At 62.7% G+C, this 24592-nt stretch carries 19 protein-coding genes, 1 tRNA gene and 1 pseudogene; 5 read left to right on the top strand and 16 right to left on the bottom strand.

Features of this window, described 5'->3' with window-relative positions:
• The first annotated feature begins 34 nt into the window (after positions 1-34).
• Together metR and ACP691_RS09805 are read left to right on the top strand one after the other, a co-directional pair.
• Entirely contained in the window at positions 35-952 is a 918-nt protein-coding gene (gene metR, locus ACP691_RS09810; protein WP_426149294.1) for a transcriptional regulator MetR, read from the top strand.
• A 57-nt stretch (positions 953-1009) separates the two neighbouring features.
• Positions 1010-5290: a DEAD/DEAH box helicase gene (locus tag ACP691_RS09805; protein WP_426149293.1), complete on the top strand. Its 4281-nt coding sequence runs from the start codon at positions 1010-1012 to the stop codon at positions 5288-5290.
• Between the two features lie 16 nt (positions 5291-5306).
• Here the strand turns inward: ACP691_RS09805 and nadA are convergent, their stop codons facing one another.
• The 4 genes and pseudogenes from nadA to ACP691_RS09785 form a co-directional block, all read right to left on the bottom strand.
• Positions 5307-6365 (bottom strand): quinolinate synthase NadA, encoded by a 1059-nt coding sequence (nadA, locus tag ACP691_RS09800; RefSeq protein WP_426149292.1) that lies wholly within the window; start codon positions 6363-6365, stop codon positions 5307-5309.
• A 143-nt stretch (positions 6366-6508) separates the two neighbouring features.
• On the bottom strand, positions 6509-7756 hold the full coding sequence (locus ACP691_RS09795; protein WP_426149291.1) for a sensor domain-containing phosphodiesterase: 1248 nt from the start codon (positions 7754-7756) through the stop codon (positions 6509-6511).
• Between the two features lie 150 nt (positions 7757-7906).
• Positions 7907-8071 carry a hypothetical protein gene (locus ACP691_RS09790; protein ID WP_426149290.1) on the bottom strand — a complete coding sequence of 55 codons (165 nt, stop codon included), beginning with the start codon at positions 8069-8071 and terminating at the stop codon, positions 7907-7909.
• Positions 8072-8380: 309 nt separating this feature from the next.
• Positions 8381-8512, bottom strand: a pseudogene (locus ACP691_RS09785) (general stress protein); the annotation flags it as partial.
• Between the two features lie 516 nt (positions 8513-9028).
• Here ACP691_RS09785 and ACP691_RS09780 point away from each other — a divergent pair.
• Positions 9029-10351 (top strand): Nramp family divalent metal transporter, encoded by a 1323-nt coding sequence (locus tag ACP691_RS09780; RefSeq protein WP_426149699.1) that lies wholly within the window; start codon positions 9029-9031, stop codon positions 10349-10351.
• A 50-nt stretch (positions 10352-10401) separates the two neighbouring features.
• On the opposite strand, the gene ACP691_RS09775 is transcribed toward ACP691_RS09780, so the two are convergent.
• Positions 10402-10908 (bottom strand): DUF4142 domain-containing protein, encoded by a 507-nt coding sequence (locus ACP691_RS09775; protein WP_040261049.1) that lies wholly within the window; start codon positions 10906-10908, stop codon positions 10402-10404.
• A 214-nt stretch (positions 10909-11122) separates the two neighbouring features.
• Between ACP691_RS09775 and ACP691_RS09770 the strand changes: the two genes are divergently transcribed.
• Positions 11123-12130, top strand: coding sequence for a LacI family DNA-binding transcriptional regulator (locus tag ACP691_RS09770; RefSeq protein ID WP_426149289.1), 1008 nt, complete (start codon positions 11123-11125; stop codon positions 12128-12130).
• 13 nt (positions 12131-12143) lie between these two features.
• Here the strand turns inward: ACP691_RS09770 and ACP691_RS09765 are convergent, their stop codons facing one another.
• From ACP691_RS09765 to ACP691_RS09740, 6 genes are all read right to left on the bottom strand, one after another.
• A complete protein-coding gene (locus ACP691_RS09765; RefSeq protein ID WP_426149288.1) occupies positions 12144-12881 on the bottom strand; it encodes an SDR family oxidoreductase in 738 nt (245 codons plus the stop codon).
• Positions 12874-14412 carry an FGGY-family carbohydrate kinase gene (locus ACP691_RS09760; protein WP_426149287.1) on the bottom strand — a complete coding sequence of 513 codons (1539 nt, stop codon included), beginning with the start codon at positions 14410-14412 and terminating at the stop codon, positions 12874-12876. Before ACP691_RS09760 ends, ACP691_RS09765 begins: the two co-directional genes overlap by 8 nt.
• A gap of 10 nt (positions 14413-14422) precedes the next feature.
• The gene (locus ACP691_RS09755; RefSeq protein WP_426149286.1) at positions 14423-15514 is read right to left on the bottom strand and encodes a zinc-binding dehydrogenase; all 1092 of its coding nucleotides are present in this window, start codon (positions 15512-15514) and stop codon (positions 14423-14425) included.
• A 78-nt stretch (positions 15515-15592) separates the two neighbouring features.
• On the bottom strand, positions 15593-16510 hold the full coding sequence (locus ACP691_RS09750; RefSeq protein WP_426149698.1) for an ABC transporter permease: 918 nt from the start codon (positions 16508-16510) through the stop codon (positions 15593-15595).
• A 49-nt stretch (positions 16511-16559) separates the two neighbouring features.
• A complete protein-coding gene (locus ACP691_RS09745) occupies positions 16560-18071 on the bottom strand; it encodes a sugar ABC transporter ATP-binding protein (protein ID WP_426149285.1) in 1512 nt (503 codons plus the stop codon).
• 27 nt (positions 18072-18098) lie between these two features.
• Positions 18099-19025: an ABC transporter substrate-binding protein gene (locus ACP691_RS09740; RefSeq protein ID WP_426149284.1), complete on the bottom strand. Its 927-nt coding sequence runs from the start codon at positions 19023-19025 to the stop codon at positions 18099-18101.
• A gap of 178 nt (positions 19026-19203) precedes the next feature.
• Between ACP691_RS09740 and ACP691_RS09735 the strand changes: the two genes are divergently transcribed.
• Entirely contained in the window at positions 19204-19926 is a 723-nt protein-coding gene (locus ACP691_RS09735; RefSeq protein WP_426149283.1) for a DUF4198 domain-containing protein, read from the top strand.
• Positions 19927-20124: 198 nt separating this feature from the next.
• Here the strand turns inward: ACP691_RS09735 and ACP691_RS09730 are convergent, their stop codons facing one another.
• From ACP691_RS09730 to ybgF, 5 genes are all read right to left on the bottom strand, one after another.
• Positions 20125-21978 (bottom strand): PAS domain S-box protein, encoded by a 1854-nt coding sequence (locus ACP691_RS09730; protein WP_426149282.1) that lies wholly within the window; start codon positions 21976-21978, stop codon positions 20125-20127.
• 141 nt (positions 21979-22119) lie between these two features.
• A tRNA-Lys gene (locus ACP691_RS09725) sits at positions 22120-22195 on the bottom strand.
• 60 nt (positions 22196-22255) lie between these two features.
• Positions 22256-22930 (bottom strand): 7-cyano-7-deazaguanine synthase QueC, encoded by a 675-nt coding sequence (gene queC / locus ACP691_RS09720; RefSeq protein WP_426149281.1) that lies wholly within the window; start codon positions 22928-22930, stop codon positions 22256-22258.
• 28 nt (positions 22931-22958) lie between these two features.
• Entirely contained in the window at positions 22959-23606 is a 648-nt protein-coding gene (gene queE / locus ACP691_RS09715) for a 7-carboxy-7-deazaguanine synthase QueE (RefSeq protein ID WP_426149280.1), read from the bottom strand.
• Between the two features lie 160 nt (positions 23607-23766).
• A complete protein-coding gene (ybgF, locus tag ACP691_RS09710; protein ID WP_426149279.1) occupies positions 23767-24588 on the bottom strand; it encodes a tol-pal system protein YbgF in 822 nt (273 codons plus the stop codon).
• Positions 24589-24592: the final 4 nt, after the last annotated feature.

Here is a 24592-nt window from a genome sequence, read left to right as displayed (position 1 = left end):
TTGCCGTTATACAGAGATTTTTTCATGGTGCCATGTGCTTGAAATACGTCATCTCAAAACCCTTCACGCCCTGCGCGAAGCCGATAGCCTGGTAGAAGCCGCCGAGCGGCTGCACCTTACGCAGTCAGCCCTTTCCCATCAATTCAAGGAATTGGAGGACCGACTTGGCCTTGCCCTCTTCATTCGCAAGACCAAGCCGGTACGTTTCACCAGTGCTGGCTTGCGGCTGCTGCAACTGGCCGACGCTACCCTGCCACTCATGCGCGGCGCCGAGCGTGACATCGCTCGGCTAGCCGGGGGCACGGCCGGGCGGCTGCACATGGCGATCGAGTGTCACAGCTGCTTCCAATGGTTGATGCCCACCATCGATCAGTTCCGGGACGCCTGGCCGGAAGTGGAGCTGGACCTGGCCTCCGGTTTCGCCTTCGCGCCCTTGCCGGCCCTTGCCCGCGGCGATCTGGACCTAGTGGTCACTTCCGACCCACTGGACCTACCTGGCATCACCTATGTGCCGCTGTTCACGTTCGAGGCCATGCTGGCCGTGGCCAACCAGCATCCCTTGGCAAGCAAGCCCTGGATCGAACCGGAAGACCTGGAAGACCAGACGCTCATCACGTACCCGGTGGAACGCGATCGCCTGGATATCTTCACCCGGTTCCTTGAACCGGCCGAGGTTGAACCGGCAGCCGTGCGCACCGCCGAACTGTCGGTGATGATGATGCAGCTAGTCGCCAGCGGCCGCGGTGTCTGCGGCATGCCTCATTGGGCATTGCACGAATACAGCTCACGTGGCTATGTCAAGGCGCGGCGCCTGGGCGAGAAAGGCCTGTTCGCCACCCTCTATGCCGGCATCCGTACGGACATGCTCGATGCACCCTTCATGCGGGATTTCCTGCTCACCGCCAAGGACACGTCCTTCGCCACCCTGGATGGCGTCAGCGCGGTGCGCTGAAGCCTACCCCGCCCGGCGGCCCTTGCAAGCCTTGCCTCGGGACGCCATAAAGGTGACATGAACCTGCCGCCTTCAGACCTCATTCTCGATGCCTTCCACCCTGCTGTGCAGCGCTGGTTTCGGCAAAGTTTCCCTGCTACCACGCCGGCCCAGGCGGCCGCCTGGCCACTGATCGCGGCTGGGCAATCGGTACTGGTGGCTGCGCCTACCGGCTCGGGCAAGACGCTTACCGCCTTCTTGGCCGTGCTGGACGAGCTGGTGCGCCGCGCGCTCGGCCCCGAAGGGCTGCCGGAGCAGACCCAGGTGGTCTATGTGTCACCGTTGAAGGCATTGTCCAACGACATCCAGATCAACCTGCAACGCCCCCTGGCCGGGATCAGCGAGCAGTTGGAGGCCATGGGCTCGCCGCCATTGCGCCTGCGTACCGCGGTACGCACAGGCGATACGCCACAAAAAGAACGCGCAGCCATGCGCCGAACCCCGCCGCATATCCTGGTCACCACTCCCGAATCGCTCTATGTATTGCTGGGCTCCGAGGGTGGTCGGCAATTGCTGGGCAGTGTCGGTACCGTGATCGTGGACGAAATTCATGCCGTGGCCGGCAGCAAGCGCGGCAGCCACCTGGCCTTGAGCCTTGAACGCTTGCAGGCGCTGACTGGCGCGCCGCTGCGGCGCATCGGCTTATCCGCCACGCAAAAGCCCATCGAGCGCGTGGCCAGGTTTCTCGTGGGCCATCAGCGTACCTGCGCGATCGTCGATGTGGGCCATGCGCGCCCTCGCGACCTGGCCCTGGAAGTACCGCCGGTTCCCCTTGGCGCCGTCATGGCCAACGACGTATGGGAGTTGGTCTACGAGCGCCTCGCAGTGCTCGCCCAGGAGCACCGGACCACGCTGGTTTTCGTCAACACTCGACGGCTGGCCGAACGCGTGACCCGGCACCTGAGCGACCGCCTGGGACGCGATCAAGTGGCGGCCCATCACGGCAGCCTGGCGCGAGAACAGCGACTGGGCGCCGAACAGCGGCTAAAGGCTGGCGAGCTCCGTGCGCTGGTGGCCACCGCGTCGCTGGAGTTGGGCATCGATATCGGTGAAGTGGAGCTGGTCTGCCAGATCGGCTCGCCACGTTCCATCGCTGCCTTCCTGCAACGGGTCGGCCGTTCCGGCCATCAGGTAGGGGGTACCCCCAAAGGCCGGCTATTTCCCTCGTCGATGGAGGATCTGATCGAATGCGTGGCACTGCTCGATTGTGTCCAGCGTGGCGAACTGGACGAAGTGATGATCCCGAAAGCACCACTGGATGTGCTGGCGCAGCAGATCATCGCCGAAGTGAGTTGCCAGGAGTGGGATGAAGCCAGGCTATTGGCCCTTATGCGTCAGGCCATGCCGTATGAACAGCTCTCTGAAGCAGACTACCATGACCTGCTGGCCACACTTGCCCAAGGCTACAGCACCCGCCAAGGGATCCGCGGCGCCTACCTGCATCGGGATACGGTCAGCGGCACGCTGCGTGGTCGACGAGGAAGCAGGCTCACCGCCGTCACCAGCGGCGGCACCATCGCCGACAACGCCGACTACAGCGTGATCCTCGACCCGCAAGGGCTGAACATCGGCAGTGTCAACGAGGACTTTGCCGTGGAAAGCCTGGCCGGGGACGTGTTCCAGCTGGGCAATGCCGCCTACCGCATCCTGCGCGTGGAGGGTGGCCGCGTGCGGGTGGAAGACGCCAGGGGCATGCCGCCCAACATCCCGTTCTGGTTGGGTGAGACACCGGGGCGCAGCGACGAGCTGTCTCGCTCGGTAGGACGACTGCAAGGCACCATCGACCACGCCTTGGGTGCCAGTCATGGACAGCTCGAACCGGTGCTGGCCTGGCTCACCACGGATATGAGGCTCGACGTCGCCAGCGCCGAGCAGCTGCTGGAATACCTCGCCCGCACGCGCCAGGCGCTGGGCGCGCTACCGTCCCAGGAGACTCTGGTGATGGAACGCTTCTTCGATGCGTCCGGCGGTACGCAACTGGTCATACACAGCCCTTTCGGCAGCCGCCTGAACCGCGCCTGGGGGCTGGCCTTGCGCAAACGCTTCTGCCGCACCTTCAACTTCGAACTGCAGGCGGCGGCCAGCGAAGACGCCATTGTCCTTTCCTTGTCCACCAGCCATAGCTTCGCCCTGGATGAGGTATGGCATTACCTGAATAGCGAAACGGCAGAGTCCGTATTGATCCAGGCGTTGCTCGATGCCCCCTTGTTCGGCGTGCGCTGGCGCTGGAACGCGGCAACCGCCCTTGCCCTGCCCCGCTATGCCGGTGGTCGCAAGGTGGCGCCCCAGTTGCAGCGAATGAAAAGCGAAGATCTGATCGCCAAGGTCTTTCCGGACCAGATCGCCTGCCTGGAAAACCTCGCGGGCGAACGGGACATCCCTGATCACCCACTGGTGCGACAAACCCTCGACGACTGTCTGCACGATGCCCTGGACAGTGAAGCCTGGCTGCGCCTGTTGCAGCGGATCGAAGCCGGGCAGGTGCGTCTGCTCAGCCGGGACCTGCCCGCGCCATCACCCTTGGCCGCGGCCATTCTCAATGCCCGCCCCTACGCGTTCCTGGATGATGCGCCACTGGAAGAACGACGTACCCAGGCCGTGTTGAGTCGCCGCTGGAACGACCCGGCCAGCGTCGGCGACATGGGCGCCCTGGCGCCTGAGGCCATCGCCGCCGTGAGCGAAGAGGCCTGGCCGCGACCTCGGGGCGAGGATGAAATGCACGAGGCCTTGATGACCTTGGCAGTGATCACGGCAAGCGAGGCCCATGCCAACGAACACTGGCCAGACTGGCTGGCGCGCCTGGCCGCCAGTGGCCGGGCTGGCCAGGTGCTCGTGGGACCAGAAACGGCGCTGTGGTTTCCCCGGGAGCGGCTGGCCTGCATAGGTGCGGTCTACCCCGACGCGACTATCGCCCCCGCCTTGGCCAACCTGCCTGGCTTCGAGCAATCGTGGGAACAGGAAGACGCCTGGCTGGAGCTGCTTCGCTGCCGCCTCGCCGGTTTCGGCCCCTCGTCTGCCGCGGAACTCGCCGCGCCCCTCGGCCTGCCTGATAGCAGTGTGAACCAGGCCCTGGCGCGACTGGAGGGCCAGGGCTATGTGATGCGAGGCCGTTTCCGATCCGATAGGGAAGATATGCAGTGGTGCGAGCGTCATTTGCTGGCGCGCATTCATCGCTACACGGTCAAGCGCCTGCGCCGTGAAATCGAACCGGTATCCTTGCAGGATTTCACCCGTTTCCTTTTCGATTGGCAGCACCTGTCGACACCGACACGAATGCAGGGCAGCGCTGCCCTGGCCCAGGTGATCACTCAGTTCGAAGGGTATAGCGCGCCTGTGAGCGCCTGGGAGAGCGACTTGCTGCCGGCACGGGTGAAGGGGTACAGCGGAGCCTGGCTCGATGAAGCCTGTCGCTCCGGGAAAACCCTATGGCTGAGGCGGGCCGGGAGCGGCAAGGGAAGCAGCGCAACCCTCAAGGCCACCCCCATCATGTTGCTGCCCAGGGCGCAACTGGCTTTGTGGCAAGCCTTGGCCGAGGAGGTACCAGTGGCCGAGCCTGGCCCTCGGGCGCAGAGAGTCCTGGACGCACTGCGCGAGCATGGCGCCTTGTTCTTCGATGAACTGTTGGACGAGGCACGCCTGCTGCGCAGCGAACTGGAAAATGCCCTGGCCGAGCTGGTAGCCAGCGGACGGGTAAACGCCGACAGCTTCGCTGGCCTGCGGGCCCTGGTGGCGCCAGCATCGAGCCGCCAGCAACGCAGTCATCGCCGGGGCCTGGGCGCTTTTATCGGCGGTATGCAGGACGCCGGGCGTTGGGCTCTGCTGCGTCGTCCCGGCACGCCTCCCGAACGCGCGGAGCAATTGGAGTATCTGGCGCGCACCCTGCTGCGCCGCTACGGCGTCGTGTTCTGGCGCCTGCTGGAGCGCGAGGCCGACTGGCTGCCCAGCTGGCGCGAGCTGTTGCGCGCCCTGCACCGGCTGGAGGCCCGGGGGGAGATTCGCGGGGGGCGTTTCATCGCCGGCTTGCCGGGCGAACAGTTCGCCCTGCCCGAAGCCATTCCTCTGTTGCGGGAGGTCCGCCGCAGGCCCCTGGACGGTAGCCTGATCAGTGTCTGCGGGGCGGACCCGCTGAACCTGGTGGGGACACTGCTACCCGGGACCCGGGTGCCTTCCGTGGCCGCCAACCGTCTGGTCTACCGCGATGGCATTCCCGTCGCAGCAATGATTGGCGGCAAACCGGTGTATTGGACCGAGCAGGACGTCGCCTTGCACGAGGCACTGGTGCGCAAGGCGCTCTGGTAACCTGCTGGATAGTTCGTCAGGCGTTGCCGGCCAGGCGCAGGCGTGCTGCCTGAGTGAAATCCAGCATCCGCTTGAGTGGGCGGATCGCCTGGGGTATGAGCGCCGGGTCGACGAATATCTCGTTGCTGCCCTCGCGCAGGCACTCCAGGGTGCGCTGCAAGGTGTTCATGGCCATCCAGGGGCAATGGGCGCAACTACGACAGGCCGCGCCGTTGCCCGCCGTAGGTGCCTCGATGAAGGTCTTGTCCGGGCACAGCTGCTGCATCTTGTAGAAGATGCCCCGGTCGGTGGCCACGATAAAGGTCGGGTTCGGCATCCGCTGGGCCGCCGCAATCAGCTGGCTGGTGGAACCTACCGCGTCCGCCAGGGCGATCACGGACTCCGGCGACTCGGGATGTACCAGCACGGCCGCATCCGGATAGACTGCCTTGAGATCTTCGAGCTGACGCGACTTGAATTCTTCATGAACGATGCAGGCTCCGTCCCAAAGCAGCATATCCGCCCCGGTATGCTTCTGGATGTAGCTGCCCAGATGGCGATCCGGCGCCCAGAGGATCTTCTCCCCATTGTCCATCAGGCTTTCCACGATCTCCACGGCGCAGCTGGAGGTGACTACCCAATCCGCGCGAGCCTTCACCGCCGCCGAGGTATTGGCGTACACCACCACGGTGCGGTCCGGATGCTGGTCGCAGAAAGCGGAAAAGGCTTCCACCGGGCAACCAAGGTCCAGGGAGCAGGTAGCGTCCAGCGTAGGCATGAGCACGCGCTTTTCCGGGTTGAGGATCTTCGCGGTTTCACCCATGAAGCGCACCCCGGCTACCAGCACCGTGCTGGCGCTGTGCTGGTTCCCGAAACGCGCCATTTCCAGGGAGTCTGACACGCAGCCGCCGGTTTCCTCCGCCAGGGCCTGAATGACCGGATCGCAGTAGTAATGGGCGACCAGCACCGCGTCCCGGGCCTTGAGTTCGGCGGCAATGGCGCGGCGGTATTCGGCCTCTTCGGCGGCGGTGAGCGCAACGGGCTGACGAGCGTCCAGGTGGGCCTGGACCAGCAAGCGTTCGGAAATATGTGACATGGAGGCAGACCTGCAAGCGCTGATGTGTGCGATGAGCACTATACACCCACCAGCGTTGGGCTCGCTGGCAGTTGTACAGGCGCGCGCAGGCTATACCGAAAGGCGGCCCGGCAAAAGCCATCTTACCGCTTCGGGTGCCGCGATCAGCCGGGAGGCGGCTCGAACAGCTCCGCCAGGCGCGGCACCTGCCAGTTGGCCGCAAGCACCAGGGGCATCGGACGGCCGGTCAGGTAGCCCTGCACTCTATGTGCGCCCAGACGGCGCAACGTGAGCAGGTCGGCTGTGGTTTCCACACCTTCGGCGACGACACTGGTGTCGGTTTCCCGGGCGAAGGCGATCAGGGCCGAAGCCATGGCCCGCCGTTGTGCGTCGTGCTCGATGCCCTGGGTCAGGGCCATGTCTAGCTTGATGATGTCAGGTCGCAGTTGCAGGATATGACGCATGCTGGCATACCCGGCCCCGGCGTCGTCGATGGCCAGACGCACTCCGGCCGTGCGATAGGGTACCAAGGCATTGCTCAGTGCGTCGTAGTCGGACACCACGCAATGCTCGGTAAGCTCCAGCACCAGCCTGGCAGGGTCATGGCCACTGATGACCTTGGCCAGGCGCCCCGACAGGAGCAGCGCTGGGGAGCAATTGAGCGTCAGGTACTGCGAGGCAGGGAGCTGGCCAAGCCCTTCAAGGGCCTTTTCCACCGCCCTCACTTCCATCTCAAGCCCCAGGCCGGCCTCCGCCGCCTCCTGGAACCATAGGTCCGGGCTTCGCTTGGGTTGCGAACTGAATCTGGACAAGGCTTCCCAGCCCGTGATGGTGCCGTCGCCCAGGCTGACGATGGGTTGGTAGACGACATTGGGCTGGGCCTGGGCCAGGGCGGCGCAGATTATCCGGTGCTTGCGCAAGCGCTCTTCCTTGGCGTGCTGGTCCATTTCCAAACGGTCGGCGATCAGCTCGGCGAACACCTTGAGCATGCCTAGGTCGCGCTGTCCAAGCGTCGTGTCGGCCTGGGCGGAAAAGCAGCAAAGGGTGCCGTAGACTTGCCCATCGCTCAGATGAACAGGAACGCTCAGGTGCGCTCCGATAGGCAAGGCGCGGGTTTCAGGAATGCTCATGGCCATGGGCACCTGAGCCGTATTGGGGATCAGTTCGGGAAGCAGGCCATCGACGACCTTCTTGCAATAGCCCGCTTCCAGAGGCAAAACGTCGCCTGGCTTGAGCGGCGCAACCGCGCGAGCGTCCACATGGGTGAAAACGCGATCCTTCTCGCGAAAGCGGGAAACGAAGGCAACGTCCATGTCCAAATGCGTGCGCAACGCCCGCAAAACCTTGTTGATACCTTCATCCCCCGCTTCCTGCGGGGGCCGCAAGGCCACTACATTGGTCAACTGCTGCATTGACCGACCTCCTTGTAAAAGCCGATACCTACAAGATAGTTCTATACCCCTTGTATCCGCCACCGATCAGTGAGGGCAGTCGAGCCATCTCCGATACCATTCGTCGGCCGGGAAGACCGTCGCCTACTCGGCCTTCCCGTGCTGATTCGATCAGCCTTCACCGCGCCGACGGTTCCCGCCATTGCTGTGCTGGCCACCAATCCGCGCCTTTTCCGCACGATCGGTCTTCACGTCTACCGGGGCAGGCGCGCCTCGGCCATGGCCAGATTTGTCCTGGTCGGAAGCGCCATAGGTTGGTTTGTGATGATTGGTCATGCTGTACCCCTTATAAGAGAGATTGCACAAGCTTGGAATGCCTAAAGTGGCTGGCAGTTGCGAAGAAGCGCCGAACGGTCAGAGACTTCGAAATATTGGAGTATTAAATAAATAAAAAACGGGCATTTTAAATATCGAAGGAAGACCCTGCTTGAAGCACCAGCAGATTCGCCACTAATGCAAACGCCTGAACTTCCAGCAACATCGCCTAGGTAGATGTTGTGCAAGTTCAGGCGTTTGTACAATCAAGCTAAAGCTTCGCGTTCAGCTTGATGCTGTGGTGGTACTGGTCTTGGCCGCGCCGCGATGGCTGCGACGGCCTCCCTTGCGACCCGCTTCGGCTGCCCTGCCCGGGTCGTTGGCGAAATTGCCACCAGACACACTGCCCCCCTTGCGGCCGGCTTCCGCCGCGCGCGCGGGGTTGTTCGCAAAGTTACCCGCATTCTTACTTTTTGCTGCCATGGCGATATCCTCCTGGATGTGGGTCGCTACATAGTTATGGAAGCAAGTCTACTGAATTAGTTTTTATATTCTCCGAAGCAAGCTGACAAACGGTTGACAGGAAACATCCAACTAGATCGTATTGAAAACGAAACGTCCATATGGATTAGGGAGTTACTTGCAACGTTGCGCTTGCCCTTCGAAAGCGTCAGTCTTTTGTACGTATCGTCGTGTACGACGCACGGCGCTTGAACGCTGGCCATTTCTGAAGCTCTGATACCAGTACTCTGGAGGTTCTCACACCTGCTGCCTCGCCCCGGCGCTGGCCAGTGGCGTTTGCCCGGAGCCTTTGACAGACCTGGCCGCTTACCGCCACTGTTGCACCCTGAACGCTTCCGAGGCAGGGCTGGGTGCTCTGTGACGCGACGTCCAGTGCTTTTTCCTATCTTGTGGAGCAAAACCGTGGCGGAGCCCGAAGACCGACCGAATTTCCGAGCCGATGATGGCGAACCGGCCTTGCTCAGCCGCTTTGGCGTAGGCGCGCAGCCCAGTCTGGGCGCGCTCAACTCCAGCGTAAGGGTGCCGCAGACAGGCAGTTGGCTTCGCCGCCTCCTGGCTTTCGCCGGCCCCGGCTATATGGTGGCCGTGGGTTACATGGATCCGGGCAACTGGGCCACGGACCTGGCCGGCGGCTCGCAATTCGGCTACCTGTTGCTGTCGGTCATATTGTTGTCCAACCTGATGGCAATCGTACTCCAGGCCCTGGCCGCCCGCCTGGGCATCGCCACCGGCATGGACCTGGCCCAGGCCTGCCGGGCCCATTACAGCCGCCCAGTGCGTATTTTCCTCTGGCTGGCCTGCGAACTGGCGATCATCGCCTGTGACTTGGCCGAAGTGATAGGCACTGCTATTGCCTTGAAGCTTCTGTTCGATATACCGCTGATCTGGGGGGCCATCCTGTGCGCGGCGGATGTGTTCCTGATCCTGCTGTTGATGAACCGAGGCTTCCGCTGGCTGGAGGCGTTCGTAGTGGCCCTGCTCACCCTGATTTTCGTTTGCTTCGGCGCGCAAATGGTGATGTCACAACCCGTCATTGCAGACATCCTCCAAGGGTTCGTGCCCAAGGCCGAGATCGTCACCAACCCGGCAGCGCTCTATCTGGCGATTGGAATCATCGGGGCGACGGTGATGCCGCACAACCTCTACCTGCATTCTTCCATCGTGCAGACCCGCGCTTACGAACGCACTGAAGCCGGCAAGCGCCTTGGCCTGCGCTGGGCCGTGACGGACAGCACCATCGCTCTGAGCCTGGCATTGTTCGTGAACGCAGCCATTCTGATTACCGCCGCGGCGGTGTTCCATGCGGGCGGGCGAACGGATGTGGTCGATATCGAAAAGGCCCATGAGCTGCTCTCGCCCATGTTGGGCATCGGCATCGCCTCGACCCTGTTCGCCGTTGCGCTGCTGGCTTCGGGAGTCAATTCCACGGTCACCGCTACCCTGGCGGGACAGATCGTGATGGAAGGCTTCCTGCACCTGCGTATTCCGGATTGGGCACGGCGCCTGATTACCCGCGGCATCGCAGTGGTGCCCGTGGTGGTGGTGACCGCGCTTTATGGGGAGCGAGGCACTTCCCAGCTGCTGGTCTTCAGTCAGGTAATCCTGTCGATGCAGCTGCCCATGGCGGTGATCCCGCTGGTGCGCTTCGTCACTGACCGTAACAAGATGGGCTCGCTCGTGGCCGGACGGGGATTGGCCGTCGTGGCCTGGCTGATCTGCGCCGTCATCGTGGTCTTGAATGTGAAACTGTTGGTGGGGGCAGTGCAGGAGTGGCTCTGAACCGAGCCTGAAGGGAGCTGGCCGAGCATTGCCCGGCCAGTGGATGAAGCTTACTTGGCGTCGCCACCATGGGCAGCGGCCAGCTTCTTGGCAGCTTGCAGGTGCGCTTCGAGCTTAGGCAGGGTTTCCTTGGCGAAGGCCTTGAGGTCAGCATCTTTGCCTTCGTTGGCTTCTTTCTTGAAGATCTCGATGGTCTGCTCGTGAGCCTTGACCTGGTTGTTGGCGTAGGAGCGATCGAAGGACTCGTCACGAATATCCAGGATCATCTTCTTGGCCTTGTCCATCAGCTCTGCGTCGGAGGCGACTTCAAGCTTCTTCTGGGTAGCGATGGACTTGAGCTTTTCGTTCGCCTTGGTGTGATCATCGATCATCATCTGGGCAAAAGTTTTCACGTCCTGGGACTGACTTTTCTGCAGCGCGGATTTACCAGCTTCGATTTCCGCGATGCCTTTGGCAGAGGCGTCATCGACGAAGTCCTCGGCATCGGCCGCGAACGCGGTGTGAGCGCCCAGCAGAAGGAATGCGCCACAGATGCCGGCTTTGAGCGTGTTGTTCATACGGATCGTCCTTTTCGTGAATGACAGGCAGACGCGCCAAGCGCGCATCATCTTTCCTTCAGACGGAACAAGGGCGCAGGGGTTCCGGTTTTTTTCCCCGCGCGCGGAGCCCAGCGTTGGAGACTGACCCTGGCGAAACCTGCCGTGGGTTGCGGCCTGGCATCGATGTGCGGATCATGAGCCATCGACAGGGATCATCAGGGCACTGGGACTCATGAGCAAAAAGGCTTCCGCGACCATCACCGATGTGGCTCGCCGGGTCAATGTCACCACCATCACCGTGTCTCGGGCCTTCAACAAGCCTCACCTGGTCAAGCCTGATACCCTGGAACGCATCCTGGCCGCCGCGCGGGAGCTGAATTACGTGCCCAACGCCTTCGCCCGCAGCCTCAAGCGCAGCGAAAGCATGATCGTCGGCGTGGTCACCGCCTCGGTGGACAACCCTTTCTACAGTGAGATGATCAAGGCCATTTCCCGGGAGGCCAAACAGCACGGCTACACCATCATGCTGATCGATACCGATGGCTTGGCGGACGTAGAAGAGAAAGCCATCGAGACCCTGCTGGGCTATCGCGTCGCCGGCATCATCCTGTCACCGGTTTCCGATGAACCCGGCTACCAGCCCGGCTACCTGGGGCGCTTGCTTAACAGCGAGCTGCCGGTGGTGCAGTTGGACCGGGCCCTGGCCGACGCGCCTTTCAGCCAGGTGGTCCTGGACAATTACCATAGCGGCCTGAAAGGCGCTCAGTACCTGCTGGATAAGGCCCAAGGGCTTGAAAGGTTGCTGGTGCTGACCGGTCCGGCGGGTTCCAGGATCAGCCATGACCGTCTGCAAGGGGTGAAGACCGCTCTGGCCAACGCTGGGCACCCGGTTCAGCTGGACGTGCTGGCCGGCGACTACACCCTCGAGCCAGCCTACCAGGCGACCCTGGCCTACCTGCGCGATCACCCCTTGCCCGACGCGCTGTTCGGCTTCAACCAGCTGATCACCCTAGGCGCGCTCAAGGCGCTGCGCGAGCGAGGCGTTCATCGCAGTGACCTGGCCATCTGTGGTATTGACCGCCTGCCGTTCGCGGATATCTTCGAGTTCCCGGTACCCTGTGTGGCTCATAACGGTACCTGGGCCGGTACCACGGCCATGCGCCTGCTACTGGAGCGCATCCGTGACCCGCTGCGGCCACGGGCCCGAGAGGTGGTGGTCGGTGAGCTGGTGAACGCTTAGGCTTCGCCTGGTTTCAGCGGCTGGTATAACCCCCATCCACAGGCAGGCAGACACCGCTGATCATCGAGGCGGCTGTACCGAGCAGGAACAGCACCGGCAGCGCCACTTCCTGTGGCTCGGCGAAACGCCCCAGGGGGATGGCCGCCAGCATCGGAGCCCGCTTGGCCGGCTCGCTCCATACCTGGACAGCCATGGGCGTCAAGGTGACTGTCGGGTTTACCGCATTGACCCGGATGCCATACCGTCCCCACTCACCGCATTGCACCCGGGTCATGGCGTCCATGGCTGCCTTCGAAGCGCAATAGCTCAGGTGATCGTCGAGCCCGACCAGGGAAGCCTGGCTGGATACATTGACGATGCTTCCCGCTATGCCGGCGGCGATCATGCCCTTGGCCACCTGCCCCGCCACCAGCGCCGCGGCACGTACGTTCACGGCCATCACCTGATCGAAGGCGGCCGCGTCCAGGGCTACCGCCGATTGCAGCGAGGCGATGCCCGCACAGTTGACCAGCCCATCCAGTGGTGGTAGCCGGCCGCATGCCCGCAGAATGGCTTCGGGATCGGCCAGGTCTACTTCATAGGTTGTCGCGCCTTCCTCGCTCAGGCGCGCCAGCACCTGGTGATCGCGTCCGAACACGTGTACCTGAGCTTCGGACGCCAACAGCTGCCGGGTCACTTCCAGACCGATTCCGCTGGTACCGCCGGTCACCAGCACCTGCTGGCCCTGAAAATCAAACTTTACGTCAGGCATCGTCCATATCCCGCAGCTGGTGAAAGATCGGTTTCAGTGCCGGGTAGCACTGGCAATAGGCTTGGAAGCCACGCTCATAGCGTTCCTGCCTGGCAGGTTCCGGGACAGCCCGGCGTCGCAGGCGTACCCAGCCTCGTTCAACCTGCTCGGCTGTCTGCAAGCCTGTGGCGTAGGCGGCGAGCAAGGCCGCGCCGTAGGCGGCCTCTACCTCCTGCTCGATGGTCAGCACGGAGAACCCAGTGATATCGGCGATGATCTGCATCCACAGGTCGGACTGACTGGCACCGCCCACTACCACCAGGGTGTCGTCCAAGGTGTGCACCGCCTGGCGGCCCGCTTCGATGTTATGACGCAGGGCGTAGCTCACCCCTTCAAGCACCGCGCGGTAGAGCTGGCCCTTGCCATGCCGCAAGCCCAGGCCGATGAAGGCTCCGCTGGCCCTGGCGTCCCAGATGGGGCTACGCTCGCCCATCAGGTAGGGCAGGAACAGCAGGCCGTCGCTGCCTGGTGAAACTGTCGTGGCCAGATGCTCGAAGGCCGCGTGAGACTCTGCCTCGATGCCAGGCCCGTAGTCGTCCTGCCCAGTGAAAAGGCCGCGAAACCAGCTGACCGAGGCACCGGCTGTCAGTGCCCCACCGAAGCTGTAGAGGTCCCGGTCGCCCCGGTACACATGGGGAAAGCTGACGAGGCCGTGACGCGCATCGGCGCGAGCGTTCAGGTGCCCCCAACACATGCTGGTCCCCAGCATGGCCACATGCTTGCCAGGGCGGGTCGCTCCCGCCGCGAAGGTGGCCATGGCCGCATCCACTCCTCCAGCCAATACCAGGGTAGCGGGGGCCAGTCCCAAGCGGGCCGCGGGTTCAGCCAGCAGGCCACCCACCACTTCACCTGAATACAGCAGGCGCTCCGGCATCAGCCGAGCGTCTAGGCCCAGCGCCTCGAGCAGAGACCGCGACCAACAGCGGCCATCCAGGTCGTAGACGCCGCCGAGGTTGCCCGCGCTGCTATGGTCGATGGCCAGCTCACCCGTCAGCACCCAGTTGATGTAACTGTTCGGAGGCAGCAGCCAGCGCGTGCTCTTCCAGATATCAGGCCGCTGTTGCTTGAGCCACAGCATCTTGGTGAAGCCGTAGTAGCTGTCCACGCCATTGCCGGTGATAGCCCGCAGCTGTTCCAGATCCTGTTCGGCCTTGACCTGGGCTGCCTGGGCCTCGGCCCTGCGATCCATCCAGATCAGGCACGGATGCAGCGGCTCCATGGCGGCGTTCACCGGTATCCCGGAGCCGCCATACAAGCTGCTGATACAGAGCGCCTTGATCTGCGTCGGGGCCAGGGCCGCCTCGGCTGTGCAGGCGGCGACACAGGCGAACACGGCGTCCAGCCAGACGCCTGGCCATTGCTCGGCCCACCCCGAGCGGGGCGTATCCACCCGATAGCCCTGGCTATGCCGCGCGATTATCCGACCCTGAGCGTCCACCAACAGGGCCTTGGTGCTCTGGGTACCGATATCGACCCCGATCACATACGCCATGGCCCGCTCCTCACGCCTGCCCGGCGGGCTTGAGCAACACTTTGATCGAGCGGGTCGAGTTGGCCAGCTCGAACGCCTCGGCGTAGTCTTCCAGGCCATAGCTATGGGTGACGATGCCCTTGGAGGTGACCAAGCCACGCTCGAACAGATCGATGGCGATGGGGTAGCAATAGGGCCCGAGGTGAGCGCCGCGCACATCCAGCTCCTTGCGGTCGCCGATGATCGACCAGTCGGCACTGGTTTCGGCGCCGAACACACTGAACTCCACGAAGCGCCCCAGCTTGCGGATCAGGTCCAGGCCCTGGGTCACCCCTACCGGCACCCCCGTGGTTTCGATGTAGACATCACAGCCGTAACCGCCGGTAAGCCCCGCGACCACCGCCTTGGCATCCTCTCGCCCCGGATTGATGACCACGTCGGCGCCGAATTGACGAGCCAGTTCCAGGCGCTCGTCCACCATGTCGATCACTACCAGCTTGCGCGGCGTCTTCAGGCGCGCCACCTGTACCATGCACAGACCGAGGGTGCCGGCCCCGGCGATCACCAGCACATCGTCGAGCTGAACGTCGCCGCGGTTTACCGTATGGATGGCACAGGCCATGGGTTCAATGAGGGCGCAATCCTCCAGCGCGATGGCGTCCGGAATGCGATGCACGATGGCTGTACGGGGAATGCGCATGTACTGAGCCATGCCGCCGTCGGCGACCTCGCGCTGGAAGCCGAAGATGTTGTGGACCTCGCACATCCAGTATTGGCCACCCTTGCAGAACCGGCACTTCTCGCACGGGACGATCTGCTCGGCGATGACCTTGTCGCCGACCCTAACCCCGAAGTGCTCTTCGGCCCCCTCCCCGGCCTGCTCCACGTAGCCGAAGAACTCATGTCCGGGGATGACCGGCGCCTTGACCCAGGGGTTCTCGCCCCCCCAGAACATGGCCGCGCCCGAGTGACATTTACAGTCACTGGCGCAGATACCGCAGGCGCCGATGCGCAGGATCAGCTCCAGCGGGCGAGCCCGGGGCTTGCCGACCTGTTCCAGGCGATAGTCCTTGGGCGCATGGCAAACCACGGCTTGCATGGTGGTGTCGAGAGTGTCTTGCATGGCGGTTTTCCTTTTATTGGAGACGAAGCTACCCCGGCGGCCTGGCAGGGCCGCCTCGGAGAAAGGCTTAGGGAGCGCTTAGTGCCGGCGCTGACGGCTGATGAAAATAGCGAGCAGAATGATCGCGCCCTTGATCACGCTCTGGACGTAGGGGGACACACCCAGCATGTTCAGCCCGTTGTTGAGCACGCCCAGCAGCATGGCGCCGACCAGGGTGCCAAGGATCACCCCACGCCCTCCAGCAATGGAGGCACCACCCAGGACCACGGCGGCAATGGCGTCCAGCTCGAAGGAAGCCCCGGCATTGGGTTGGCCACTCATCAGCCGTGAGGACAACACCAGGCCGGCTAGGGCGGCGGTGAAGCCACTGATGGCATACACCAGCAGCTTGAAGCGGGCCGCGCGTATGCCGGACAGACGCACGGCTTCCTCATTGCCGCCGATGGCGTACAGGTAGCGGCCGATGCGGGTGTGCTGCAGCATGACCCAGGCCACCAGGTAGGTCGCCAGCATGATCAGGATCGGGACCTGCACCCCCAGGACCTTGCCGCGACCGAAGAAGGCGAACCATTCCGGCAGCCCGGAGATGGGATAGCCATCGGTATACAGCAGGCCCAGGCCACGGGCGATGCCCATGGTCGCCAGGGTCACGATGATCGGCGGCATCTGCAGGTAGGCCACCAGGATACCGTTGCCCAGGCCGAAGGCGGCGCCTACGGCCAGCCCGGCGCCGATGGCCAGGGGCGCCGGTATGCCGGCCACCAGCAGGCCCGCGCTCAGGGTACCGGACAAGGCCATTACCGGGCCAACGGACAGGTCGATGCCGGCGGTCAATATCACGCAAGTCATGCCCACGGCGATGATGGCATTGATCGATACCTGACGAACGATATTCTCCAGGTTGGCGGCGGTCAGGAAATTGTCGCTGGCGAAGATCATGAAAGTGGTCACCAGCAGCAACCCCACGAAGGGATAGAACGCCGGTGAACGGATCATCTGACGGGCCCAGTCGGGCCGCGCGGCGCCAGGGAGCGCCGCGGCACGGTCACTGGGCGAGTTCAATTCGCTGGCTTGCGGTCGCATGACGCATTACCTCCTGGGGATTGATGGCGCCGCCTTCAAGGGTTGCCACTATGGCGCCCTTGTTGAACACGGCTACTCGATCGCTCATGCCGATGATTTCCGGCAGCTCGCTGGAGATGAGGATGATGGCGTAGCCCTTCTCGGTGAGCTTGCGCATCAGGGCATAGATCTCGGCCTTGGCGCCGACGTCGATCCCTCGTGTCGGCTCGTCGAAGATCAGCACCTTGCACTGATGGTTGACCCAGCGAGCGATGACCACCTTTTGCTGATTTCCCCCGCTGAGGTTGATCACCCGGCTTTCCGGCCCCGGTGCCTTGATGGCCAGCGCTTTCATCAGCTCGCGCACACTCTCGTGTTCGCGGTGGCGGTCGATCAGCCTGCCAGCCCCCTCGTATTTGCCCAGATTGTTCAGGGAAATGTTCTCGCGGATGCTGAAATCCAGTACCAGGCCTTCGCTCTTGCGACTTTCCGGCAGCAAGCCAATGCCCTGGGCCAGGGCAGCGGCAGGGTCGGCCACCTTGACCGGCTCGCCATGCAACCATAGCTCGCGCTCCACGCTGGGCAGGGCACCTATCACGGCCAGGGCCAGCTCGGTCCGCCCCGCGCCCACCAGGCCGGCGAAGCCGAGGATTTCGCCTTCATGCAGGGTGAAGCTGTTGCTCGGCCCCTTGCGCTCGCGACGCAGGCGCCGGACATCCAGCACCACCTTGCCGCGCCGCCCTGCCGACTTGGGCGGAAAGCTGCAGGCCAGCTTGCGGCCCACCATCATTTCCACCAGGCGCTCGATGTCGCTGTCGGCCGTGTCCAGCGCGCCGGCATTGGCGCCATCACGCAAGACAGTGATGCGGTCGCACACCTGGAAGATCTCTTCCAAGTGATGGGAGATGAAGATCATGGCCACGCCCTGGCGCTTGAGCTGGCGCATCACATCGAACAGCAGTTCCGCCTCGCCAGGGGTCAAGGTAGCGGTAGGCTCGTCGAGGATCAGCAAGCGTGCGTCCAGGGCCAGGGCCTTGGCGATTTCGACGAACTGCTGCTGGGCCACGCTGAGCCGATGCACCGGAATATCCAGGTCGATGATCACCCCGAGGCGGGCACAGAGCGCCTCGGCGCGGGCGCGCATCGCCTTCTTGCGCAGCAGACCGAAGCGCCCGACCTGCTCATGGCCAAGGAAGATATTCTCCACGGCATTGAGATAGGGGATCAGGCTGAACTCCTGAAAGACGATGCCCATGCCCACCGAGATGGCTTCGTGGTAAGTAGCGAAGCGTCGCGCCTGGCCATCGAACTCGATGGTGCCTGCGTCGGGGTGCTCCACGCCTACCAGGATCTTCATCAGGGTCGACTTGCCGGCCCCGTTCTCACCCAGCAACGCATGGATTTCCCCGCGCTCCACGGCCAGGTCGATGCCCTTGAGGGCTTGCACGCCGTGATACCGCTTGGCGATACCCTTCAATCGCAACAGGCTGCCCATCGCATACCTCCTTGCTTGCCGGCGGCGTTACCAACTGAAGGTCTTGGCCTTGTCGCGGTCCACCAGCAGGATGTCCACCGGCACGACCTTGGGCACTTGCGAGCCCCATTTGCGCGCCAGGGCCAGGCCCAGCGCCAGGCGGACCTGATCCCGCGGGTATTGAGCGGAGGTGGCGATGAACTTGCTGTCCGGTTTCTGGATTTCCTTGATCGCTTCGGGAGAACCATCGACGCTTACCAGCTTGACGTCCATGCCACTGGCCTCGATGGCTGCCAGCGCACCGAGGGAGCCGTTGTCATTGACGCTGAACAGGCCCTTGAGACTAGGCTGGGCCTGGAGCATGTTTTCAGTGACCGTCAGGGCCTGGTCACGCTCCTGCTTGCCATTCTGGATGCTGACCACCTTGATGCCGGGGAACTTGCCCAGCGCTTCCTTGCAGCCGCGCACGCGCTCCAGGATAGGTACTACCGCGATCCCATCGAGGATGCCGACGTCGCCCTTGCCCCCCAGTTTCTCCCCAAGGTACTGGCATGCCTGTACACCGGCATCGAAGTTCTTGGAGCCCACGAAGGCATCCAGCGGCCCTTCGGCCTGGGCATCCACGGCCACCACTATGACACCCTTGTCGTGGGCCATTTTCACTGCCGATTGCACACCGACCGAATCCGTAGGGTTCAGAACCAGGATATCGATGCCCTTTTGCAGCATGTCCTCGATGTCGCTGAGCTGCTTGGACACGTCATGGCGGGCATCGGTGACCAGCAAGCTCGCGCCTATGCTGCCGGTGGCTTCGGTAAGCGCATCCTTCATGGTCACGAAGTAGGGATTGTTGATTTCCTGGAACGAGGCACCGATCTTCAACGGCGCCGACGCCGCATTCGCAGCCGCTGGAAGCGTGGCCAGAAGAGCGATGGACAAGAGCGTGCGGGCGGAACGAAGCCGAAGGAATTTCATGCGTTAGACCCTGTGTTTATTGTTTTTGTACAGAATGTCATCGTTAACATTGCTCAAGCTAGCAGAGCCCCGGTGGGCTTGCAAGGCGGCATTTATTAAATATCCGGTTACATTCCGAGCCGCGCAAAACGAGACACCGCTGGGTAGCATCTCCTGCTTTCTTTTCCGAGAAACCGCTATGAGCCGCTTCCGCTTCTGCACCCTTGCCCTTGCCTTGCTCTTCTGCACCAGCGCCAGCGCCCATGGCTTGTGGACCGAACAGCGACGGGGCAATACCGAGGTAGTTTTCGGGGAGGGCGCTGAAGACGACGCCTACGACGCCGCCAGCGTGAAGGCCGGCTGGGCCTGGACGGCCGAAGGCAAGCCGGTACCCCTGAGCGTGGAGCGGCTTGCCGATCATGCCCGTCTGAAACCAGCGACGCCGGCGGCCTTTACCGCTGTGCAACTGGACGCGGGCGTATGGACCGAATCCGCCGACGGCCAGTGGGCCAACAAGCCGCGGGCCGAGGTGAAAAACCCCAAGCAGTCCATCCAGGCAACCAAGTACAGCCTCGCCATTCACCAGCCCTACCAGCAACTGCCTACCCTGGACAGCTGGGGGCTGGTGGTCGTCCCCGAGGTAGATCCGAGCACCCTGCGCCCAGGCCAAGCCTTACCGGTAAGAGTGCTGGCCGCTGGCAAGCCCGCTGCGGGGGTGGCTGTCTATGCCGATTACCGTGGCGCGCCCGGGACGCCTGGCGAGAAAACCGACGCCCAGGGCCGCGTGAAGGTGACCATCCGCAATGAAGGCCTGAACGTGCTGGCCGCGGAAACCTCTATCCCGGGCAAGGCTGGCGGGCCGGTGGACACCGAGCACTACTTCGCCTCCCTGACCTTCGTTGGCGCACCTCACGCCGAGTAACGATTTCCCGCGGCCGCTTCGATCGGAGGAAACGCCTGGCCAGACACTGTGGTCTATCGGTTACCTACCAGAGAAGGAGCAAGACCATGCTGAAATTCCTCGGCGGCACCGTGGGCATCATTTTTTTGATCGGGCTGATCGTGGTCATCGCCCTCTTCAAGCTCGTCTTCTGACAGTGACCCTTCGCGGCGTTGATGGCTACACCGCCGCGACCCCTTCCGGGGTCGCCAGCTTGTAACCGTTGCGCCCGCGCCGCTTGACCTCGTACATGGCGGCATCCGCTTCGCTGAGCAGCTCACTGACAGGGCATTCCAGCACGCCGGCTCGCAGGGCTACCCCCACGCTTACCCCAATGCTGACCAACGCGCCTTCAAGTTGGAAAGGCGCCCCCAGGGTTACGCATACGCTCTGGGCGATACGTTCAGCCACTTTGCTGTCAGCCACACCTCGCGCCACCAGTACGAATTCATCGCCCGCCAGGCGACAGACGAAGTCATCACGTCGCAGGGTCTTCTGTAAGCGCAGCGCCACGGCCTTGAGCAACTCGTCGCCCACGTCATGGCCATGGACGTCATTGACCTGCTTGAAGCCGTCGAGGTCCAGAAAGAATACAGCGAAGCGCGACTGCTCCGAGCCCGCTGATTCGATCAGCATTTCATTCAGGGCGCGGCGATTGGGCAAACCGGTCAAAGGATCACGCATCGCCTTGTCACGCAAGGCACGCTCGACCTGCTTGCGCTCGGTAACGTCCTGAGACATCACATAAAAACCCTGTACCTCGCCGTCGCGGATATCGGGAATATAGCTCGCAGCCCAAATGCGGTTGGTGTCGGCCTGATAGAGCACATGATCGTTGACCAACCGCTCGCCAGCCAGAGCGCGTTTGAAATAGGGCTCCAGCTGTTCATACAGGGCTGGCGCCAATACATCCCTTATCGGTCGACCCACCAATTCTGCCGGAACCACGCCGAAGATCTGACGATAGACATCATTGAGGAACAGGTAGCGCAAGTTTCTATCCACATGGGAGATCAGAATGGGCAGGTTGTCCGTGATCGCCTGCAGAGTCGCTCGGCTGTTCATCACTTCCGTGGTACGTACCGACACTCGACGCTCGAGCTCCGCGTGGTAGTCCTTGAGCAAGGCTTCATCCTGCTTGCGTTGGCCAATGTCCAGGATATCCATGATGCAATGCAGGGGCGCGCCGACCTCATCACGCACCAGGGCAACACTGACCTCGACCCACACCAGGCTGCCGTCGGCGCGTACGTAGCGTTTCTCCAGGAAATAGGTATCGCGCAGGCCGGCCAGGGCATCACGCTGGAGGCTCAATCCAGCCTCGAGGTCTTCGCGGTAGGTGATGTCAGCAAAGGTACGGTCGAGCAACTCCGCGCGGCTGTACCCGGTAAGCGTGCACAAACGGGCGTTGACCTCGGTGAACCGGCCTTGCAGATCCACCAGGGCTTTGCCTGTGGCCGCCTTCTGAAAGATGGTAGCGAAGTGAGTTTCCATCAGTGAGCGAGCGCGACGCTCATCTTCGTTCACCTGGCGCGCTTCCTGGGTGACCCAGCGCTGACGGATATCGCGTTCCACCATTCGAGCAAGGTCGATCATCGCGCTGATTTCCCCTTCACTCAACTGGCGAGGCTGGGTGTCAATCGCGCAAAGCGTGCCCAGTACCAGGTCACCTTCGCAAACCAGCGGCACTCCGGCGTAAAAGCGCACATTCGGCGCGCCTGTAACCAGAGGGTTGTCAGCGAAGCGAGGGTCCAGCAGTGCGTCCTCTACGATCAGGATGGAGGACGCATGCAATGCATGTGCGCAGAAGGCTAGGTCCCGGCCGGTCTGGCACATTTCCAGGCCGATCCTGGACTTGAACCACTGGCGCTTGTCATCGACCAGCGATACCAGGGCGATAGGGACTTGCAGCAATTGGGCCAGCACTCGGGTGGCGCGGTCGAACCGTTCTTCGGCCGGCGTATCCAGAAGTTCGAGACGATGCAGCATCTGTAGACGCGCTGCTTCATTCAAAGGTAGAGGGGCGATTTGCATGACATTCAACCACGGCGGCCTGGGCATTGCCCGCCACGTGCTTGCTCGGCAACGGGCATGGGCAACTCTTTATCGGGCTTGCCGGGATGAACTTGAATCGCGGAAAAAGAAAAGGCACCGCCTTGGCGGTGCCTTTGAATATGGTGGGTCGTGTAGGATTCGAACCTACGACCAATTGGTTAAAAGCCAACTGCTCTACCAACTGAGCTAACGACCCGCTTGGTGGTGCGCATCATACTGATTTCTAAGCAGTAATCAACCCCCGCTGGGAAAAACTTTACTGGTAGCGGGTAGGGTCGGCCACACCGGCGGCGGCGAAACCTTCAGCACGCAAGCGGCAACTGTCACACTTGCCACAGGCGTGCCCGTCTTCATCGGCCTGGTAGCACGACACGGTAAGGCTATAGTCAACACCCTCGGCAATGCCCCTGCGCACGATCTGCGCCTTGCTCATGTTCTGCAGCGGCGCCTGGATTCTGAAGCCCTGCCCTTCCACGCCCGCCTTGGTGGCAAGGTTGGCCAGACGCTCGAAAGCTTCGACAAATTCGGGACGGCAATCCGGGTAACCTGAATAGTCGACGGCATTCACTCCGATGAAGATATCGCGGGCACCGATTACCTCGGCCCAGCCAAGCGCCAGGGACAGAAATACCGTGTTGCGCGCGGGAACATAGGTTACGGGAATGCCTTCGGTGGGCGCTTCAGGTACATCGATGCTGGTATCGGTCAATGCCGAACCACCCATGCCATCCAGATCGAGCCCGATGACCTTGTGCGCCACGGCGCCCAGGTCCTTGGCGACCCGCGCCGCGGCCTGGAGCTCAGCGCGGTGACGCTGGCCATAATCGAAGCTCATGGTGTAGCAAGCGTAGCCCTCGGCGCGAGCCATGGCCACCACTGTGGCAGAGTCCAGGCCACCGGACAGCAGGATAACGGCTTTCTTTTCAGACACGAATGCTTCTCCTAGGTCAGCAATTGGCTCAGCGGCCTGGCTCGTCGTTCCACAGCAACTTATGCAACTGCAACTGGAAGCGCACCGGCAGGTTATCCGCCACTATCCAGTCGGCAAGGGCTGTCGCGCTGATGTCATGATGGCTAGGCGAGAACAGCACTTCCCCGGCCCGCTCGCCCAGGTTGTATTCGATCATCTTGGAAACGGCCCAGTCATAATCCTCTCGGGAACAGATCACGAATTTGACTTGGTCGTTCCTGGTCAACAGCGCCATGTTCTCGTAGCGATTGCGGTGAGATTCCTTGGAGCCGGGCGTCTTCAAGTCCACTACCCGACTCACTCGCGTATCGGTAGCAGAAATATCCAGGGCCCCGCTCGTTTCCAGGGATACGTCATAGCCCGCGTCGCAGAGCCGTTGCAGCAAAGGGATGGCGTTAGGCTGCGCCAGGGGCTCGCCGCCTGTCACGCAGACAAAGCGCGGGCGCAACGCCGCTACCTGCGACAGGATGCTGTCCAGGGTCATGAGCGTTCCACCACTGAAGGCGTAGGCGCTGTCACAGTATTGGCAGCGCAGCGGACAGCCGGTGAGCCGTACGAAAACCGTGGGCAGGCCCGCGGTCCGTGTCTCCCCCTGCAGCGAGTGGAAGATTTCGGTAATGCGTAGAGTGTCAGACATGATCGCCACGGGCGTGGCAGCTAAACAGGCCACCCGCCTCCGCTAGCACCCGCGCCCACCGGCGGGGCCGGGCGAACGAAGGTCGTTGATAAAGGGCGCAGATTCTAGCGAAAAAACCCGCGGCATGCGCGGGTTCATTCACAAGCGGTGCAAAGGTGGCTCAGAGCCGCTGCAGATCTCGCTGCGCCAATTGCGCCGCCGCGGTACCCGGGAACTGGCTGACCACCTGCTGCAGGATCGGCTTCACCCGATCGGTATGGCCCAGCCGACGCTCCACATCGGCCAGTTTGTACATGGCGTCAGGCACCTTCGGGTGCTTGGGGTAGAGCTGGCTGACCTTGGCAAAGGCCTGGCCCGCGCCCTGAAGGTCGCCTTTGGCCAGGTTGACCTCGCCCAGCCAGTACTGCGCGTTGCCGGCGTACTGGCTATTGGGGTATTTGCGCAGGAAAGCCGAAAATGCCTGGCTTGCCTTGTCGAAATCCTTCGCCTTGATCAGGTCGAAGGCAGCATCGTAATAGAGCTTTTCCTTGGCCGGGTCCGCTGGCTCAGCGTTGGCGGCTGGCTGATCGGCCGGAGCCATGTCGGCGCCTGGGGCGCCGCCAGTGGCGGGAATCTGGGAAGCGTCGGCCGGGGCCGATTGTTGTACAGGAGCACCCGTGCCAATTCGACGGTCGAGGTCCTGGTAGCGATCCAATGCTTCCTGTTTCATCTGCTGGATCTGGTTCTGCTGGACTTCAAGCTGGCCGCGAAGCCGAGCGATGTCTTCCTGCATTTGCTGCAATTGCATGAACAGCTCGCCCTGCGCCGAGACAGGAGCCGACGAGGCTCCTGACCCGGCGTAGGCGCCGCTCGTGCCATAACCGGAGGGTGGATAGCTGGTACCGCTACCGGCACCGCTTCCATCGACCACGGGAACCGCCGCCCACGCCGAAAACGGGAGGGACAGCGCCAAGGCAGTTACAACACGACGGCACGCTCGCATGACG

The organism is Pseudomonas sp. DC3200b2, assembly GCF_049895785.1.
GTDB classification, from domain to species: Bacteria; Pseudomonadota; Gammaproteobacteria; order Pseudomonadales; family Pseudomonadaceae; genus Aquipseudomonas; species Aquipseudomonas massiliensis.
Note: the sequence above shows the minus strand (reverse complement) of the source record. Positions and strands in the feature narration are given on the sequence as shown.

What these genes read in the sequence shown, in the direction of transcription:
- ACP691_RS09750 (WP_426149698.1), bottom strand. Translation starts at nt 16,510, where the DNA reads ATGATCCGTTCACCGGCGTTCTATCCCTTCGTGGGGTTGCTGCTGGTG.
- ACP691_RS09740 (WP_426149284.1), bottom strand. Translation starts at nt 19,025, where the DNA reads ATGAAATTCCTTCGGCTTCGTTCCGCCCGCACGCTCTTGTCCATCGCT.
- ACP691_RS09805 (WP_426149293.1), top strand. Translation starts at nt 1,010, where the DNA reads ATGAACCTGCCGCCTTCAGACCTCATTCTCGATGCCTTCCACCCTGCT.
- ACP691_RS09795 (WP_426149291.1), bottom strand. Translation starts at nt 7,756, where the DNA reads ATGCAGCAGTTGACCAATGTAGTGGCCTTGCGGCCCCCGCAGGAAGCG.
- ACP691_RS09760 (WP_426149287.1), bottom strand. Translation starts at nt 14,412, where the DNA reads ATGGCGTATGTGATCGGGGTCGATATCGGTACCCAGAGCACCAAGGCC.
- ACP691_RS09775 (WP_040261049.1), bottom strand. Translation starts at nt 10,908, where the DNA reads ATGAACAACACGCTCAAAGCCGGCATCTGTGGCGCATTCCTTCTGCTG.
- ACP691_RS09790 (WP_426149290.1), bottom strand. Translation starts at nt 8,071, where the DNA reads ATGACCAATCATCACAAACCAACCTATGGCGCTTCCGACCAGGACAAA.
- ACP691_RS09770 (WP_426149289.1), top strand. Translation starts at nt 11,123, where the DNA reads ATGAGCAAAAAGGCTTCCGCGACCATCACCGATGTGGCTCGCCGGGTC.
- nadA (WP_426149292.1), bottom strand. Translation starts at nt 6,365, where the DNA reads ATGTCACATATTTCCGAACGCTTGCTGGTCCAGGCCCACCTGGACGCT.
- ACP691_RS09745 (WP_426149285.1), bottom strand. Translation starts at nt 18,071, where the DNA reads ATGGGCAGCCTGTTGCGATTGAAGGGTATCGCCAAGCGGTATCACGGC.
- queE (WP_426149280.1), bottom strand. Translation starts at nt 23,606, where the DNA reads ATGTCTGACACTCTACGCATTACCGAAATCTTCCACTCGCTGCAGGGG.
- ACP691_RS09730 (WP_426149282.1), bottom strand. Translation starts at nt 21,978, where the DNA reads ATGCAAATCGCCCCTCTACCTTTGAATGAAGCAGCGCGTCTACAGATG.
- ybgF (WP_426149279.1), bottom strand. Translation starts at nt 24,588, where the DNA reads ATGCGAGCGTGCCGTCGTGTTGTAACTGCCTTGGCGCTGTCCCTCCCG.
- ACP691_RS09765 (WP_426149288.1), bottom strand. Translation starts at nt 12,881, where the DNA reads ATGCCTGACGTAAAGTTTGATTTTCAGGGCCAGCAGGTGCTGGTGACC.
- ACP691_RS09755 (WP_426149286.1), bottom strand. Translation starts at nt 15,514, where the DNA reads ATGCAAGACACTCTCGACACCACCATGCAAGCCGTGGTTTGCCATGCG.
- ACP691_RS09735 (WP_426149283.1), top strand. Translation starts at nt 19,204, where the DNA reads ATGAGCCGCTTCCGCTTCTGCACCCTTGCCCTTGCCTTGCTCTTCTGC.